The sequence below is a fragment of the Streptomyces sp. NPDC051677 genome, from assembly GCF_044453465.1.
GTDB lineage: Bacteria > Actinomycetota > Actinomycetes > Streptomycetales > Streptomycetaceae > Streptomyces.
Genome location: NZ_JBITCT010000012.1, coordinates 185,229 through 201,629, shown reverse-complemented (window position 1 = coordinate 201,629; position 16,401 = coordinate 185,229). Strand labels below are relative to the sequence as shown.

The following is a 16,401-nucleotide window of genomic DNA, read 5'->3' as shown; positions in this document are numbered from 1 at the left end:
GTGTACCGCCCGGCAGGGCGTTACGCGCGATCCTCAGCAGCTACCGACAGGGCTTGTACGGCCTGGGCGACATCCGTACGGAGGTCGTCGAGGCTGTGGTCGGGGCCGAGGACCATGCGCCGCAGCTGCGGCATGGCAATGCTCCAGCCGGCCAGGGCGAGGGTGAAGAACACCCGGGAGCGGGCGTCACCGCCCCGGCCGCCCGACGCCGCCGCGTCGATCTTGTCCTGGTAGTGGGCCGTCCGGGCCTCCTCCGCCGGGACCGGCTGGTCGCCGATCTCGAGGGCCTCCCACATGACCAGCCGCAGAGCTTCCGGGTGGGCGCGGTGGTAGTCGAAGAGACGCCCGGCGTAGACGGGGAGGTCCTCGCTGGGCGGTACGGCGTCGGCGAGTTCGGCCAGGGCGCGTTCCAGGACGACGGCGAAGAGCTTGTTCTTGTCGCCGAAGTAGTCGTAGATGGCGCGCTTGTTGGCCTTGGCCTCGGCGGCGATACGGTCCACCCGGGCGCCGGCGACGCCGTGCGCGGCGAACTCCGCCGTCGCCGCCGCGAGGATGCGTCCCTTGGTCGCCGTGGAGTCGTATGCCATGCGCCCATCGTAACGAACTGGTTCGTTTGACGAATCGAAGACGGTCATGCCAGCCTCGCATTCGAACCATCCAGTTCGTTCGGTTGGAGAGTACGATGTCCCGGAACGATCCGCCCGCCCCCGCGGCCACGGGCACGGGGCGCAGGCTTCCGCTTCTCATGGCGTTGGCCTGCGGTGTCAGCGTCGCGAACGTGTACTTCCCGCAGGCCCTCACCCCGCTCATAGCCCGCGGCTTCGACATCGCTCCGGCCGCGGCGGCGGTCGTGGCCACGGTGACCCAGCTCGGCTACGCGGCCGGGCTGTTCCTGCTGGTCCCGCTCGGCGACCGGCTGCCACGCCGGCCGCTGATCACCGGTCTGCTCGCCGTGACCGGCCTCGCGCTCCTGGCTGCCGGTCTCGCCCCGGCGTCCGGTCTGCTGCTCGCGGCCGGCACCGTGGTGGGCGTGGCGACCGTGGTCCCGCAGCTCCTGCTGCCCATGGCCGCGGGGCTGGTCGAGCCGGACCGTCGCGGCAGTGTCATCGGCACCCTGCAAGCCGGGCTGATCGGCGGCATCCTGCTGGCCCGCACCTTCGGCGGCGTCCTGGGCGAGCACCTGGGCTGGCGCGCGCCCTACCTGGTGGCCGCCGCCCTGACCGTACTTCTCGCCGTAGTCCTCGGTCTCGCCCTGCCCGCTGCCGCCCCGGCCGTACAGGACCGTTACCCGAGGCTGTTGGCCGACACCCTGCGCCTGCTCCGCGACGAGCGGCAGCTGCGGCGTTCCGTGTTCTTCCAGGTCACCCTCTTCGGCGGATTCAGCGCGGCCTGGACGGCACTGGCCCTGTTGATCACCGGCCCCCGGTACGACCTGGGCACCCAAGCCGTGGGCCTGCTGGCCCTGATCGGCGCGGGCAGCATGTTCTGCGCGCCGGCCGCCGGCCGCTGGGTCGACCGGCTCGGCGCCGACCGGGTGAACCTGTGGTGCATCCTGGCCGCCCTCGCGGCGGCGGCCCTGCTCACCGCGGGCCTGCTGGGCGGAGCGACGGGGGTCGTGGGGCTGGCCGTCGGGCTGCTGTTGCTCGACGTGGCCGTGCAGTGCGGACAGGTCGCCAACCAGGCCCGCATCTTCGCCCTCCGGCCCGAGGCCCGCAGCCGTCTCAACACCGGCTACATGACCTGTGCGTTCCTCGGCGGCAGCGCCGGGTCGTGGCTCGGCACCCGCGCCTACGCCGCACTGGGCTGGGGCGCCGTGTGCGCACTGATCGCCGTCGCCGGGCTCGTCGCGCTCGCGGCGTACGCGGGCGGCCGGCCGGGGCGGTACGGCGACCAGGGCGACCGGACCCAGCGAGTTGCCGCCTCCCGCTGAGCACCGCCGAGGGCTTCCTCGGCAGCCGAGTCGGTTCGGTCAGTCCCCGCGTTCGCCTCGGCGGGACCCACCGGTGAGAAGTACTGGTCGGGAGCGCAGCAAATCGGCGGGCGTCAACCACAGGACGACCCGGTGGCGATGGCGGAATCGAAGGGCACTCCCACACGGTTCTCTCGTACGGGACTTCGGCGATACCGACGCCGGGTTCGGTTCAGTCGGGCTTGGACGCCCACGCCGTCTCGACCGTGTCGGCCAGTGCCTCCCCCTTGGCGAAGCCGTAGTACGCGGCGAACTGGAGCACGATCTCGTCCATCTCCTCCTTGGTGACGTCGCCGGAGTGGAGCGCGGCGGTGACATGGGAGTGCAGGGGGACGGGTGAGTCGTCGAGGGCGACGCAGGCGACGGTGATGATCCGCCGTTCTCTGCGGGTCAGCCCGGGGCGCTGCCACACGTGGCCGAAGACGAAGTTGAGGATGCCGGCCTGCCGGTACGGCGAGTTCGTGGGCGGTGCGGGGACGAGGTTGACGTCGACGAACTCTTCGGCGCCGCGCTTGAGCCGCTCCTCCCAAGCGCCGGGACCGAGCGTGTCATTGTCCAACTGCGGCCAGGGGGGCGTCTGTTCGCCTCGTTCGCGGTGGATGCGGTCCCACTGCCGGGCGATGGCCCCCTCCAGGTGGGAGGCCTTCGGCCAGCCGCAGTACACCGCGAAGTGCAGGACGAACTCCAGCATGGCCTCCAGGTCGATGTCGCCGGACGCGAGCGCCGCGTGCACGTGGTCCTCGATGGGCTGGGGCGCGTCGGCGGCGGCCACGCAGGTCAGGGTGACCCAGCGGCGGTCACGGCGGCTCAGTCCGGGGCGCGACCAGACCTCGCCGTAGAGGAAATCGCGTGAGGCGCGGCCGAACGGCGTGCTCGCCGCGGGTTGTTCGTGGGCGGGCAGCACTTCGGTGAGCGTCCGTGGCATGGAGCTGTCGTCCATCTCGGTCTCCTGGAAGGGGAGTTCGGGCGTGTCGTCACGCACGGATGAAGACGTTCTTGGTCTGGAGGAACTCGTAGAGGCCCTCCTTGCCGCCTTCACGGCCGTAGCCGCTCTGCTTGTAGCCGCCGAACGGAGCGCCCGGTGGCTGGCCCGAGGCGCCGTTGACGAGGACGGTGCCCGACTGGAGGAGCGGGACGATCCGCTGGACGCGGGACACGTCGCGGGTGTGGACGGCGGTACCGAGGCCGTAAGGGGTGGAGTTGGCGAGTTCGACCGCCTCGTCCTCGGTCGTGAAGGGGATGAGGGACAGCACCGGGCCGAAGACCTCGTGCTGGCCGATCTCGCTGTGCGGGTCGACGTCGGCGAGGATCGTCGGGTCGATGAAGTAGCCGTCGCGGTTGTCCGGCGGCAGTGTCGACGGGTCGGTGGCGTGGCCGCCGAGAACCAGCCGGCTGTCCTTGGCCGCCCGGTCGATCATGCCGAGGATGCGCTCGTGGGCCGCCTCCCCGATGACCGGGCCGAGGGCCGTCGTCGGGTCGAAGGGGTCGCCGACGCGCAGGGCGGCGACCGCCTCGCCGGTGGCGGCGACCACTCGGTCGTACACCTCGCGGTGCACCAGCATCCGGGTGGTGAGGTTGCAGCCCTGGCCGGAGAGGGTGAAGCAGGAGCGGACGGTCTCGGCGACGGCCTCGTCGAGGTCGGCGTCGGGGAAGACCATGTCGGCCGTCTTGCCGCCGAGTTCGAGCAGGACGGGCTTGAGGGTGTGGCGGGCCGCGTCGAGGATCTTCTTCGCGGTCGGTATGCCGCCGGTGAAGGTGATCTTCGCGACGTCGGGGTGGCGGACCAGCCGCTCGCCGGCCTCCGGGCCGCCGGGCAGGACGTGCAGCACCCCCGGGGGCAGCCCGGCTTCCAGGGCGATCTCGGCGAACCGGGCCACGGTGAAGGGGGCCAGGTCGGGAGCCTTGACGACGACGCAGTTGCCGGCCGCCAGCGCGGGGGCGATCTTCATGCCGACCGACATGATCGGGCCGTTCCAGGTGAGGATGACGCCGATGACGCCGTACGGCTCGGGGACGGTGTAGTCGAGGCCGGGCGCCGTCCGCGGGCTGGGCGGGATGGTGACGCCCTCGAGTTTGTCGGCCCAGCCGGCGTAATAGCCGAACCAGCCCGCGCTCAGGTGCGCCAGCGCCGCCGACACGCGGAAGGGGGCGCCCAGTTCGAGGGTGTTCAGACGGCCGAGCTCCGGTACCCGCTCCAGCATCAGCTCCTCGACTCGCTGGAGGATGCGGCGGCGTTGGTCGGGGGACATCGCCCGCCACTTGGGGAAGGCCTGTTTCGCCGCCGCGACGGCCGCGTCGATCTCCTGCGGTCCGCTGAGGAGGACGGTGCCGTTGGCCCGGGCGGTGGCCGGGTTGATGTGGTCCTGCTCGCCGACGGAAGTCGTCTGGAGCCAAGCGCCGTCGACGAGGGGGCCGGTGGTGCCGAGGTCGCGGGAAAGGGACGTGGTCATGTCGGTGCCGCCTTGAGGTCGTCCGGACGGGGCGTGATCAGGGCGCAGGACACTGGCCCAGCGTCGACACGGTGTGCGCGGTGAGGTCCGGGAGGGTCAGGGGCCGCGGGGCCCGGCCGTGTCGGCGGCGTCGAGCAGGATGCCGACGCCGCTGCGCAGCAGCGGCACGGCCTGGCTCAGTCCGGTGGTGTCGAGGCCGGAGGCTGTGCTGCGCGGCTGCTCCTCCTCCGCCGCTGACCGGTGCGTCCACCGCGGCGATCTCGCGCCCCGCGACCTGGTCGGCGACGCGTCGCGGCAGGTGTGGGGATGGAGGGTGGAGGCTGCCCGGTCCGATGAGGCCGACCCGGGTCGGGGCTGTCGCGATGGCGGTCACAGGCGGGTGACCCAGCCGCCGTCGACGTTGATGGTCTGGCCGTTGATCCAGGCGCCTGCCGGGGAGACGAGCAGGAGGAGCGTGCCGAGGAGGTCTTCAGCGGGGGCGGACTTCTTGCCCGGGATGGCGGCCGTGAGGGCGGCGCGTGCGGGGTGGTCGGCGGGCAGGCTGCGCAGGCCGGGCTCGTTCTCGACCAGGCCGGGGGCGACGGCGTTGACGTTGATGCCAAGGGGGCCCAGCGAGCGGGCGAGGCCGGCGGTGACACTGACCAGGGCGAGTTTGCTGACGCCGTAGATGCCGCCGCCCATGAAGGCGCCGGCGGAGACCTGGTTGACGATCCGCCCACCGCCGCGTTCGACCATCGAGGCCTTGACCGCGCCCGCGCAGATGACGGCGCCGAGGACGTTGACGCGCATGACCTGGTCGAACCAGTCCGTGGGCAGGTCCAGGATGTCGACCTGGGGGATCTCGGCCATGAGGGCCGCGTTGTTGACCAGGATGTCGATGCCGCCGAAGGCGGCGGTGGTCCTGGCGGCCATGTCGGCCGCGGAGGCGCGGTCGGTGATGTCGACGCGCACGCCGAGGGCGTGCAGTCCGTCGGAGACCAGGGACTTGGCGGCCTGTTCGGCGCCGTCGCCGTTCAGATCGGCGAGCACGACACAGGCGCCGGCCTCGGCCAGGGCGCGGCCGTAGACCTGGCCGATGGCGCCGGCGCCGCCGGTGACGACGGCGACCTTGCCGTCCAGCCGGAGCCGGTCGATGGTGCTGCTGCTCATGGGGCGTCCTTCGTCAGACGGGACAGGTAGGCGTCGACATCGGCGCCGTGCTCGCGCAGTTCGTCGGCGGCTTCGGGTGCGGTGAGGAGGAGGAAGCGGTCGTGGGTGACGCCGTCGGCGACGAGTTCGCCGACCGTGTCGGCGTCCAGGACGGGGAAGTCGGGGCCGCGGGGCGGTGCCGGTTTCCCGTAGAAGCTGATCTGTTCGACGATGTTGGTGGCGACGCCGGCCGGGCACAGGCAGGAGACGCCGATACCGCGCGGGCGCAGGTAGAGCGCGAGCGCTTCGGACAGTCCGACGACGGCGTGTTTGGTCGCGGTGTACGGCAGACGGTCGAATCCGTAGGGCAGCAGGCCCGCCGTGGAGGCGGTGTTGACGACGTGGCCCGAGCCCTGCTCCAACAGGTGGGGGAGGAAGACGAGGTTGCTGCGTACGACGCCCAGCAGATTGACGTCGACGACGCGTTGCCAGGCGGCCAACGGGATGTCCTGGACCGGGCCGACCGCCAGCACGCCGACGTTGTTCATGACCAGGTCGATGCGGCCGAAGCGGTCGAGGGCCACGTCGCGGACCGCTTCCAGGTCGTCGAGGCTGGTCACGTCGCAGACCGCCGCGACGCCCCGGTCGCCGAGTTCGCCGGCGACGGTGTGCGCCCGCCCGCCGACGAGGTCGGTGACGACCACGCGTGCCCCGCGCCGGGCGAAGGCGTGAGCGGTGGCGCGGCCGATCCCGCTGCCGGCGCCGGTGACGATCGCCACGGCGTTGCGCAGATCGATGCTCATCGGATCGTCGTTCCTCCGCTCGCGGGTGGGAGGCTGATGGCTCAGGGGCGCAGCAGCGGCACCGTCCGGCAGTCACCCTGCTTGGCAGTCAGTCAATGGAAGGAGACGGCGGGGCGGCCAAAGGGGGGAACACCCGCTCGCCGCTGTGGGCGTCGGTGATCCCGATGGCCTCGATCGGGCAGGACTCGGCCACCTCCAGCACCTCTTCGGAGGCCGGCAGGGTCTCGGCCCGTGAGCGGCCCTGTCCGTCCTCGTCGAGCTGGAAGTCCTCGGGCGCGGAGGCCGCGCACAGGCCCGTGCGGACGCACACCCGCTTGTCGACCCTCACCGTCCAGCGTTGCGTCATCGCCGGGCTCCTTCGACGACCAGCGGCAGGGTCTTCCAGCCGCGCACGGTCGAGGTCTGGGCCAGTTCCGCGTGGTCCCAGTCGACGTCCCAGCCGGGGAAGCGCTGCAGGATCTCCTCGGCCGCGATCCTGCCCTCCAGCCTGGCCAGTGCCGCACCCAGGCAGTAGTGGGCGCCGACGCCGAAGCTCATGTGCTGGGTGACCCGGTGGATGTCGAAGCGGTCCGGGTCGTCGAAGCGCCGGGGATCGCGGTTGGCGGCGGCCTGGACGAACAGGATGGCGCTGCCCGCCGGCACCGTACGCTCGTACAGCTCGACGTCCTTCGTGACGTAGCGCGCGGTGAACGGGCCGGTCGGCTCGAAGCGCAGGATCTCCTCGATCGCGTTCGGGATGAGGGAGGGGTCGGCCGCCAACTCCCGCCGTGCTTCGGGGTATCGGGCCATCAGCGCGCCGAACCAGCCGATGAGCCGGCCCGTCGTCTCGTTGCCCGCGCCGGCGACCACCGTGCAGTAGGTGAGGACCTCGTCGTCGGTGAGCGTGCGGGTGACGCCGTGTTCGTCCTCGAACTCGGCGGTCATCAGCTCGGTCATGAGGTCGTCCGAGGGGTGCCTCTTGCGCCACTCGATGTAGTCCTTGAAGGCATCCGTGCTCAGGATGTCCTCGTGGTCGATCTTTCCGCCGTCCTGGGTGCCCAGCGTGGCGTCGGTGTGGTCGCGGATGGCGGGCTGGTCGGCCTCCGGGATGCCCAGGAGCATGCCGATGACGCGCATCGGCATCTCGGCGCCGACGGCCTCCACGAGGTCGAACCGCTCGGCGCCGGTGACCGGTTCGAGGGCCCGGCGGCAGAACGTGCGGACCTGCGGTTCCAGGGTGGCGATCCGGCGGGGTGTGAACACCCGGGCGAGCAGGCGGCGGTGGATGTCGTGGACGGGCGGGTCCTCGAAGATGAGGGTGCCGGGCGGGAGTTCGATGTCCGCCTGGATGATCTCGAGGATGTCGCCGCGGGAGGAGGAGTAGGTCTGCCAGTCGGCGAGGCCGCGCTGGACGTCGGAGTGGCGGCTGACGGCGTAGAAGTCGTGCTGCTCGTTGTAGTAGAGCGGCTCCTCCTCACGAAGGCGCGCGTAGAGGGGGTAGGGGTCGCGGGCGAGGGCGGGGTCGTAGGGGTCCCAGTGGACGGTGTCGGCGGTGGTCACGAACGCGTCTCCTCCTTCGGCTACTTGAGCAGGGCGCCTGCGTCGATCGGCAGCGTCACGCCGGTGATGAAACGGGCCTCGTCCGAGGCGAGGAAGAGGACGGCGTTGCTGACGTCCATCGACTCCACCCAGGGAGTGGGGAGCAGGTGCATGCCCTGCGAGGCGGCCGCGAAGTCGTCGATGGAGGGGTTCTCCAGGTCCGGGCGGAACATACGGTAGGTGGCCTCGTGCATCACCATCGGCGTGTTGACCTGGGTCGAGTGCAGGCTGTTGACCCGGATGCCGTGTGCGCCCAACTCCCCCGCCAGCGTGCGCATCAGCCCCACCACGCCGTGCTTGGCGGCGATGTAGTGGCCGATGTTGGGGTAGCCCTTGAGGCCGCCGACGGAACTCGTCAGGAGGACCGAGCCGCCCCGGCCGCCGGCCACGATGTGCGGGGTCGACACCTTGGTGGACAGCCAGACGCCGGTCAGGTTGACGTCGATCATGTCGCGCCAGGTCTTCTCGTCCATCGCGTCGAGCGTGCCGCCGTCGCTGCCGAGGCCCGCGTTGGCCACGACGATGTCCAGGCGCCCGAACTCGGCCACGCCGTCGTCCACCGCGGCCTTCAGCGCGTCGTGGTCGCGCACGTCCGCCTGCGCGGCGTGGATACGGCGGCCGAGTTTCTGCACCTGGTTGACGGTCTCCTCCAGGTCCTCGGGCGTGGACATGGAGAAGGTGACGCCGTCGAGCTGCTTGCACACGTCCACGGCGATGATGTCGGCGCCTTCCTCCGCCAGCCGTACGGCATGGCTTCGGCCTTGGCCGCGGGCGGCTCCGGTGATGAAGGCGACCTTGCCTTCGACTCGTCCGGGCATGGCTGACCTCGTTTCGTGGGTGAGTCGGCGTGCGGTGAAGTGGCGTGGGGCGGGGTGACCGAGGGCGGGGAGGCCGGGTCACCGGGTGTCGCGTCGGCGTCCGTGCGGACGGACCCGAGGTGGAGCGGTGCGGCGAGTGCGGTGGCCGGTGCGGCGACGCGTTTGAGGGCGTCGCCGGCCAGAGACAGGGTGCGGGTGCCCGTAGAGCGAGCCATCGACCTGACCCGCCGTCCGTGCTGAACGACTGTTTAACACGAGCGCTGAACAACTGTTTAACAGCGGTTTCGGAGGGCGTCAAGGACAATGACCGCCATGACTGCGCCTCGCCGTATGGGCACCGAGAGTTCCAAGACGCGCCGGTTGCTGCTCGACGTCACCGAGCGGCTGATGCTCGAGGAGGGGTACGCCGCCGTGGGCGTGCGCCGGGTGGCGCGCGAGGCCGAGGTGGCGCCGGCACTGGTGCTGTACTACTTCCGCACGCTCGACGACCTGTTCCTCGCCGTGCTGCGCCGGCGCGGCGACGAGGAGCTGGAGCGGCAGATCCGCCTGCTGGACGGGCCGCAACCGCTGCGCACCCTGTGGCGCCTCAACAGCCATCCGGGCAACGCGCTGACCACGGAGTTCACCGCGCTGGCCAATCACCGTAAGGCGATCCGGACCGAACTCGCCGCTCGTGCCGCCCACTATCGCGAGGCACAACTGGAGGCGCTCACCCGTCGCCTCGCGGAGACGGGCGTCGAACTGCCGCCCGAGGTGTCGCCGGCCGTGCTGCTCATGCTGACGAACGCCCTCGGCCGGATCATCATGATGGAGAACACGATGGGCATGACGACCCGTCACACGGAGGCCATCGCCTTCGTGGAACAGTTCCTCCAGCGCTACGAGAGCACCGCCGCGGACACCTGAGGGCGCCGGCGAAGCGCGTTCCCATCAGTGGCAGATCTTCCAGTTCGTGGGGCCGGTCACCGACTTCGTACGGCCGCTCTTCGACGGGGACGACACCGCGGACGCCCGCTGAATTTCGAACGCGAGTGCGGTGAACATCTCCCGCACGGAGTGTCCGCGTCGCCGACGCGGCAGTACGGCGCCCCTCGGCCGGCCCCCCGACGGGACGGAAGCCCGCCGTAAACATAACGCTCAGGTTACGAAACCGTCCCGCGGCCTTCCCTCCCCCCTGATCCCGGTCTACGTTCCAGCGAAAACCAACCATATGGCAAGTGTTGGCGCTCCCCGGCCGCCCGAGCGATCTCTCACATCGTCGTCCGGATGATCCCGACCGTGCGCGCCAGATGCGGCTCGGAGCGGTCGGCGCGATGGGCGACGGCCAGCTCCACACGGGCGTCGCCCCCGGCCAGCGGGCGGTAGGCGACACCGTCGAGCGCCAACGCGGTCACGGGCTCGGGCACGACGGCGACGCCGAGGCCGCCGGCCACAAGGGTGACCAGCGTCGAGGTCTCGCCGACCTCGTGGCGGATGCGCGACTCCACGCCGGCGTCGCGCAGCAGGCCCAGGACGACGTCGTACATCACCGACCGGCGGTCGGCGGAGTGCACGATCAGGTCGACGCCGGCGAGGTCCGCGGCACGCAACCGTTTCCGGCGGGCCAGCGGGTGGTCGACCGGTACGGCGACGACGAGCCGGTCCCGGCGCAGGGTGTGCACGGTGAGGGAGAGGTCGGCCGCCACAGGGCGCAGCAGCGCGACGTCGATCGCGCCCGTGCGCAGCGCCTCGACCTGGTCGGGTGCGAGCATCTCGCCGCGGAAGGAGAAGTCGACGCCGGGAAGCTCCTCGGTGAGCCGGCGCGAGAGCGTGGGCAACAGGCTGTACGTCGCCGAGCCCACGCACCCGATCGCGAGGTGGCCCACCGAGCCGGCGGCGACGAGCCGTGCGTGGTGCGCGGCCTCGTCGACGTCGGCGAGGATCGCGCGCGCCCGCTCCAGGTAGGCCCGGCCGGCCTCGGTGAGGTCGACGCGACGCGTGGTGCGATGCAGCAGCTCGACGCCGAGCTCGGCCTCCAGCTGGCGGATCTGCTGGGAGAGCGGGGGCTGGGCCATGTGGAGCCGCTCGGCGGCTCGGCCGAAATGGCGTTCCTCGGCGACCGCCACGAAGTACCGGAGATGGCGCAGATCCATATGTCGTCCATATCAATCGGCTTCGATATGCGTACTTCAGGATATCGCGGTCAGGGGTTAGCGTCACTGTCATGAGTGCTTTCATATACGCCGCGACGCGGACGCCGTTCGGCCGCTTCAACGGCGCGCTGGCCGGCGTCCGCCCGGACGACCTCGCCGCCGCCGCGATCACCTCGACGCTCGCGAACGTGCCCGGCCTCGATCCCGCCGCCATCGACGACGTGGTGTGGGGCAACGCCAACGGCGCCGGGGAGGAGAACCGCAACGTCGGCCGCATGGCGGCGCTGCTCGCAGGCCTCCCGGTGAGCGTGCCCGGCACCACGGTCAACCGGCTGTGCGGATCGAGCCTCGACGCGGCGATGATCGCCAGCCGGACCATCGACTCCGGCGACGCCGAGGTGGTGCTGACCGGAGGCGTCGAGTCGATGACCCGTGCGCCGTGGGTGCTGCCCAAGTCGGCGAAGCCGTTCCCGGTCGGCGACGTCACCGCCGTCTCGACCACGCTCGGCTGGCGGCTGATCAACCCGCGGATGCCGAAGGAGTGGACGGTCAGCCTCGGCGAGTCCAACGAGCAGCTCCGGGAGCGCTTCGACATCTCCCGCGAGCGCCAGGACGAGTTCGCCGCCCGCTCCCACCAACTCGCCCACCAGGCCTGGGAGTCGGGCTTCTACGACGACCTCGTGGCACCGGTCGAAGGCGTCGACCTGACCCGCGACGAGGGCATCCGCGCCGGATCCACACCTCAGGTGCTGGCCGGACTCAAGCCGGTCTTCCGCACACCGGAGCAGGGCGGCACCATCACCGCGGGCAACGCCAGCCCGCTCAACGACGGCGCCTCAGCCGTGCTGTTGGGCAGCGAGAGGGCCGCGGCCACGATCGGCACCGACCCGATCGCCCGGATCGCCGGCCGTGGCGTGATGGCGCTGGAGCCGCAGGCCTTCGGCTACGCCCCGGTCGAGGCCGCGAACCGTGCGCTGGCCCGGGCCGGGATCGGCTGGGACCAGGTGGGCGCGGTCGAGCTCAACGAGGCGTTCGCCGTGCAGTCGCTCGCCTGCCTCGACGCGTGGAAGATCGACCCCGCCCTCGTCAACCAGAAGGGCGGGGCGATCGCGATCGGGCACCCGCTGGGCGCCTCGGGCGGCCGCATCCTCGCCACGCTGGCCAAGGTGCTGCGCGAGACGAGGCAGCGCTACGGCGTCGCCGCGATCTGCATCGGGGTCGGTCAGGGCCTGGCCGTAGTACTGGAGAACTGCGACGCGACGGGAGCGGACCGGTGAGCCGGGCGGAGATAGTCGAGAGCACGGATGCGGCGGTCGCCGGCATCGAGGACGGGGCGACCATTCTGGTCGGCGGGTTCGGCCTGGCCGGGATGCCGTTCGATCTGATCGACGCGCTCATCCGGCAGGGCGCGAAGGACCTCACCATCGTGTCCAACAACGCCGGCAACGGCGACGTCGGACTGGCCGCGCTGCTGGCCGCCGGACGGGTGCGCAAGGTGCTCTGCTCCTTCCCGCGCCAGGCCGACTCCTGGGTCTTCGACGGCCTCTACCGGGCGGGAAAGATCGAGCTGGAGGTGGTGCCGCAGGGCAACCTGGCCGAGCGGATGCGCGCGGCCGGCGCGGGCATCGGCGCGTTCTACTGCCCGACCGCGGTCGGCACGCCGCTGGCCGAGGGCAAGGAGGAGCGGGAGATCGACGGCCGGAGGTATCTGCTGGAGTACCCGATCAAGGGCGACTACGCGCTGATCGGCGCCCATGTCGCGGACACGATGGGCAACCTCGTCTACCGCAGAACCGCCCGCAACTTCGGACCGGTCATGGCCACGGCCGCGACGACGACCATCGTCCAGGTCGACCAGGTCGTCGAGCCCGGGAAGCTCGACCCCGAGGCCGTCGTCACCCCGTCCATCTACGTCGACCGGGTCGTCCAGGTGGCGGCCCGTCACTACACCGTGCAGGGGGCACGATGACCACCACGTCCACCGACCACCGTCTCTCGATGGACGAACTGGCCGCCGTCATCGCACGCGACATCCCGGCCGGCTCCTTCGTCAATCTCGGCATCGGGCAGCCCACCAAGATCGCCGACCATCTGCCGGCCGACTCCGGCGTGGTGCTGCACACCGAGAACGGCATGCTCAACATGGGCCCGAAGGCCGAGGGCGACGCGATCGACCCCGACCTGACCAACGCCGGCAAGGTCCCGGTGACCGAACTGCCGGGAGCGGCGTACTTCCACCACGCCGACTCCTTCGCGATGATGCGCGGCGGGCACCTCGACGTCTGCGTCCTCGGCGCCTACCAGGTCGCCTTCGACGGCGACCTCGCCAACTGGACCACGGGCAAGCCCGACGACATCCCCGCCGTCGGCGGCGCCATGGACCTCGCCATCGGCGCCAAGGACGTCTACGTGATGATGACCCTCTTCACCCGCTCCGGCGAGCCCAAGCTCGTACCGCAGTGCACCTACCCGCTCACCGGAGTCGGCTGCGTCAGCCGCGTCTACACCGACCACGGCGTCTTCGACGTCGGCCCCGACGGTGTACGCATCCGGGAGACCTACGGCATCGGCGCCGACGAGCTCGCGGAGCGGCTCGGCATCACGCCGCGTCGGCGCTGACGCGCACCGAAGCGCATGGCCCCTGACGGACACCGCCGTCCGCGCAGGCCGGTGAGCAGCGCGCTCCTGCAGATCGAAGGCGATGTGCGGACGAACGGCTGATCCACTCTCCCCCAGAGGGGGCGCCCCAGCAGCCGCGTTGTCGGGGTCGCCCCGATACAACCAGTATCGGGGCGACCCTCCGCTGAGGTCTGGGACGAACCGAGGCGCAGTGCGACCTCGCGGCCTCCACGGACTTCCCCCTCCGGAGGGGGTGAGAGCCGCGCGGAACCACAGCGTGAAGACGCAGGCAGGCCAGGGCTGTCGGGCGAAAACGGTCTGCGGCCCGACGCGACGTGATGCTCTACTTGCCCCGTGGGCAGCTCATACATGGACTACCGAGGGCAGGGCTTCTGGGCCCGTGATTTCCAGGCCGAGGTGTGGCTCTACCTCCTGTCCGAAGAAACCGCTTCTGTCACCGAGCGTCCGGCCTGGCTCAACGCGGCACGGGACGACTGGCACGTTCAAGCGACAGCAGGCTGCATGGGCTGCGTGTCCGCATGCCTGGACGAACACCTCGGAACCGCTCCGGACAGAGTTGCCACCGTCGTCGCGTTGTCCGAACGGCTCCGCGAGCAGCTACTGCGATGGGCCCCAGCGATCCCCAGGGACCTCGTCAACGGGTTCGGAACCGGCGGCCAGAGCCAGTCCTTCGGCCAAGACCTGGACACGGGAATCCTGCTGAAGTTCGCTGACGCCTTCATAGCCTTGCTGCGCGGCGAGATCACAGGTGAACCAGGCACGGTCAAGGCGTACTGACACGGCACCCGCAGAGGCGGCCCTGCGGCCCTGGCGATCGTTTTCAAGCGGGTCGAGTCCGCCCAGGCACGCCGACGGGCGATCGCCGGCGCCTCCCTTGTTGCCTGGTCCGCTCCGGTGCCGGGTTCGAGAACGGCGTCCTGGTCGAACGCGAGGAGGCCGCGTAGTCAGGTCGGCCGATCAGCCGGCGAAGCCACCGTTGCTCTTCAGCAGCTGCCCGTTGATCCACTGGCCCTGCGGTGAGCACAGGAACTCCACGAGATGAGCGGTGTCCTGTGGGCTGCCCAGACGTCCCAGCGGCGTCTGACGCAGTACGTGCTCCCGGATGTCGTCGGACATCCAACCCGTGTCCACCGGTCCCGGGTTGATCACGTTGGCGGTGATCCCGAGGTGGGAGAGTTCGTAGGCGGCTGCCAGGGTGATGCGGTCGAGTGCACCTTTGCTTGCTCCGTAGGGCAGGTTGCCGACGGTGTGGTCGCTGGTGAGGCTGATGACGCGTCCGGTTCCCGGAGTCCCGTGGAAGCGACGGCCATACTCGCGGATCAGCAGCCAGGTGGCTCGCGCATTGACCGCGAAGTGGCGGTCGAAGCTCTCGAGCGTGGTGTCGAGCAGGCCGGAGTCGACCGGCTCGCAGTGGCACATCACCAAGGCGGTGATGCCGCCGAGGCGACGCTCGGCTTCATCGAAGACACGCTCGGCCGCCTCCGGGTCGGCGAGGTCCGCCTCCACCGCCACCGCGTGGGCGCCCCGTTCGGCCAACGCCTCGGCGATGGAGTCCGCGGCGCCGGCCTCGGCGCCCCAGGCCATGCGAGCGTCGTACGGCGGCCAGTACGTGAAGGCGACGTTCCAGCCCGCCTCGGCCAGCCGGTGCGCGGTGCCCGCGCCGATGCCGACGGACCGGCCGACGCCGGTCACCAACGCGACCGGCCTGACGGTCCAGCCGGTGCGCGGTGCCCGCGCCGATGCCGACGGACCGGCCGACGCCGGTCACCAACGCGACCGGCCTGACGGCATCACAGGGCGGCTTCTCTCCAGTAGCAGTCACAAGGCGCAATCGTTCGGCCTGCGATGGGGGCACGGCAACCCAATTCCTTCGGCTCCTTCGGCCCGATCCAAAGATGGCGTGCACGAGTGCGCCGCCCCACGTCGGTTCCTGACGCCCGACCAGGACGAGGAGGAAGGCGGACACCTTCTTGTGCGCGAGGTGGCCCCCTCGCAGAGAGGGGCCTGCGCACGGTCCGCCGCGTCCGCGCGGTGGGAGGTTCAGCGCTGGCGGACGGGGCGTACGACGATCTCGTTGACATCGACGTCGGGTGGCTGCGCGAGGGCGTAGGAAACCGCGCCGGCGATCGCGTCGGATCCGATCGCGTGGGCGCGGTAGGCGCGCATGGCCTCGGCGGCGCCGGCCTCGGTGATGGTGTCGGCGAGTTCGGAGTCGACCACGCCGGGCGAGATGGTCGTGACCCGGATCGAGGGGTCGGACTCCTGGCGCAGGCCCTCGGTGATCGCCCAGGCCGCGTACTTCGTGCCGCAGTAGACGGCGCCGGTGGGCACGACTTGGTGGGCGCCGATGCTCGCGACCGTGACGAAGTGGCCCGAGGCCTGCGCAGTGAATATGGGCAGCGTCGCGGCGATGCCGTGCAGCAGGCCGCGGACGTTCACGTCGATCATCCGGTCCCACTCGTCGACGAGCAGGGAGTCCATCCGCGACAGGGGCATGACCCCGGCGTTGCTGACGAGGACGTCGACCCGGCCGTGGCGGTCGCGTGCGGCCTGGACGAAGGCCGCGACGTCCGAGCGGTCCGTCACGTCCAGCCGTTCCGGCTGCAGGGCGCCGCCGGAGCGGGCGGCGGCCTCGGCCGTGTGCTTCGCCAGAGCCCGCAGGCGGTCGGTGCGGCGCGCACCGGCCACCACCTGGTGTCCCTCTGCTACGAGTCGTGCGGCGACGGCCGCGCCGATGCCGCTACTGGCGCCGGTGACGAGAACGACCTTACGGCCGGCCGGCTCGGCGCGTTCGGGTTGCTGTGTGGTCATGGCCTCGAGGCTGGCCCGGCCAGCCCGCCCGCGGAAGGGCGGAATCCTCCTGGGTGCAGCGCACCCAGGAAG

17 protein-coding genes are annotated in these 16,401 nt (G+C 71.1%); 6 read left to right on the top strand and 11 right to left on the bottom strand.

The annotated features are described in order from the left end of the window. Positions 1–20: 20 nt before the first annotated feature. A complete protein-coding gene (locus ACIBAF_RS16925; protein ID WP_399463986.1) occupies positions 21–587 on the bottom strand; it encodes a TetR family transcriptional regulator in 567 nt (188 codons plus the stop codon). A gap of 95 nt (positions 588–682) precedes the next feature. Between ACIBAF_RS16925 and ACIBAF_RS16920 the strand changes: the two genes are divergently transcribed. Continuing rightward, complete coding sequence (locus ACIBAF_RS16920) at positions 683–1,930, top strand: MFS transporter (protein WP_399463985.1); 1,248 nt, start codon at positions 683–685, stop codon at positions 1,928–1,930. 211 nt (positions 1,931–2,141) lie between these two features. On the opposite strand, the gene ACIBAF_RS16915 is transcribed toward ACIBAF_RS16920, so the two are convergent. From ACIBAF_RS16915 to ACIBAF_RS16885, 7 genes are all read right to left on the bottom strand, one after another. Further along, positions 2,142–2,951 carry a carboxymuconolactone decarboxylase family protein gene (locus ACIBAF_RS16915; protein WP_399463984.1) on the bottom strand — a complete coding sequence of 270 codons (810 nt, stop codon included), beginning with the start codon at positions 2,949–2,951 and terminating at the stop codon, positions 2,142–2,144. After that, positions 2,944–4,419: an aldehyde dehydrogenase family protein gene (locus ACIBAF_RS16910; protein WP_399463983.1), complete on the bottom strand. Its 1,476-nt coding sequence runs from the start codon at positions 4,417–4,419 to the stop codon at positions 2,944–2,946. Before ACIBAF_RS16910 ends, ACIBAF_RS16915 begins: the two co-directional genes overlap by 8 nt. 369 nt (positions 4,420–4,788) lie before the next feature. Further along, positions 4,789–5,568 (bottom strand): SDR family oxidoreductase, encoded by a 780-nt coding sequence (locus tag ACIBAF_RS16905; RefSeq protein WP_399463982.1) that lies wholly within the window; start codon positions 5,566–5,568, stop codon positions 4,789–4,791. Beyond that, positions 5,565–6,350, bottom strand: coding sequence for an SDR family oxidoreductase (locus tag ACIBAF_RS16900; protein WP_399463981.1), 786 nt, complete (start codon positions 6,348–6,350; stop codon positions 5,565–5,567). The genes ACIBAF_RS16905 and ACIBAF_RS16900 overlap by 4 nt, the downstream gene beginning before the upstream one ends. Before the next feature lie 88 nt (positions 6,351–6,438). Continuing rightward, complete coding sequence (locus ACIBAF_RS16895; RefSeq protein ID WP_399463980.1) at positions 6,439–6,696, bottom strand: ferredoxin; 258 nt, start codon at positions 6,694–6,696, stop codon at positions 6,439–6,441. Then, positions 6,693–7,889, bottom strand: coding sequence for a cytochrome P450 (locus ACIBAF_RS16890; RefSeq protein WP_399463979.1), 1,197 nt, complete (start codon positions 7,887–7,889; stop codon positions 6,693–6,695). Before ACIBAF_RS16890 ends, ACIBAF_RS16895 begins: the two co-directional genes overlap by 4 nt. Positions 7,890–7,909: 20 nt before the next feature. Further along, positions 7,910–8,746 (bottom strand): mycofactocin-coupled SDR family oxidoreductase, encoded by an 837-nt coding sequence (locus tag ACIBAF_RS16885; protein WP_399463978.1) that lies wholly within the window; start codon positions 8,744–8,746, stop codon positions 7,910–7,912. Between the two features lie 312 nt (positions 8,747–9,058). Between ACIBAF_RS16885 and ACIBAF_RS16880 the strand changes: the two genes are divergently transcribed. After that, positions 9,059–9,652, top strand: coding sequence for a TetR/AcrR family transcriptional regulator (locus ACIBAF_RS16880; RefSeq protein ID WP_399463977.1), 594 nt, complete (start codon positions 9,059–9,061; stop codon positions 9,650–9,652). A 344-nt stretch (positions 9,653–9,996) separates the two neighbouring features. On the opposite strand, the gene ACIBAF_RS16875 is transcribed toward ACIBAF_RS16880, so the two are convergent. After that, positions 9,997–10,878 (bottom strand): LysR substrate-binding domain-containing protein, encoded by an 882-nt coding sequence (locus ACIBAF_RS16875; RefSeq protein ID WP_399463976.1) that lies wholly within the window; start codon positions 10,876–10,878, stop codon positions 9,997–9,999. A gap of 71 nt (positions 10,879–10,949) precedes the next feature. On the opposite strand from ACIBAF_RS16875, the gene ACIBAF_RS16870 reads away from it, so the two are divergent. From ACIBAF_RS16870 to ACIBAF_RS16855, 4 genes are all read left to right on the top strand, one after another. After that, on the top strand, positions 10,950–12,155 hold the full coding sequence (locus ACIBAF_RS16870; RefSeq protein ID WP_399463975.1) for a thiolase family protein: 1,206 nt from the start codon (positions 10,950–10,952) through the stop codon (positions 12,153–12,155). Beyond that, positions 12,152–12,847 (top strand): 3-oxoacid CoA-transferase subunit A, encoded by a 696-nt coding sequence (locus ACIBAF_RS16865; RefSeq protein ID WP_399463974.1) that lies wholly within the window; start codon positions 12,152–12,154, stop codon positions 12,845–12,847. Before ACIBAF_RS16870 ends, ACIBAF_RS16865 begins: the two co-directional genes overlap by 4 nt. Beyond that, the gene (locus ACIBAF_RS16860) at positions 12,844–13,497 is read left to right on the top strand and encodes a 3-oxoacid CoA-transferase subunit B (protein WP_399463973.1); all 654 of its coding nucleotides are present in this window, start codon (positions 12,844–12,846) and stop codon (positions 13,495–13,497) included. Before ACIBAF_RS16865 ends, ACIBAF_RS16860 begins: the two co-directional genes overlap by 4 nt. 354 nt (positions 13,498–13,851) lie before the next feature. Next, positions 13,852–14,295 carry a hypothetical protein gene (locus tag ACIBAF_RS16855; protein WP_399463972.1) on the top strand — a complete coding sequence of 148 codons (444 nt, stop codon included), beginning with the start codon at positions 13,852–13,854 and terminating at the stop codon, positions 14,293–14,295. A gap of 180 nt (positions 14,296–14,475) precedes the next feature. Here the strand turns inward: ACIBAF_RS16855 and ACIBAF_RS16850 are convergent, their stop codons facing one another. Both ACIBAF_RS16850 and ACIBAF_RS16845 read right to left on the bottom strand, forming a co-directional pair. After that, the gene (locus ACIBAF_RS16850) at positions 14,476–15,213 is read right to left on the bottom strand and encodes an SDR family oxidoreductase (protein ID WP_399463971.1); all 738 of its coding nucleotides are present in this window, start codon (positions 15,211–15,213) and stop codon (positions 14,476–14,478) included. A gap of 345 nt (positions 15,214–15,558) precedes the next feature. After that, positions 15,559–16,329, bottom strand: a complete 771-nt coding sequence (locus ACIBAF_RS16845) for an SDR family oxidoreductase (RefSeq protein WP_399463970.1) — start codon at positions 16,327–16,329, stop codon at positions 15,559–15,561. Positions 16,330–16,401: the final 72 nt, after the last annotated feature.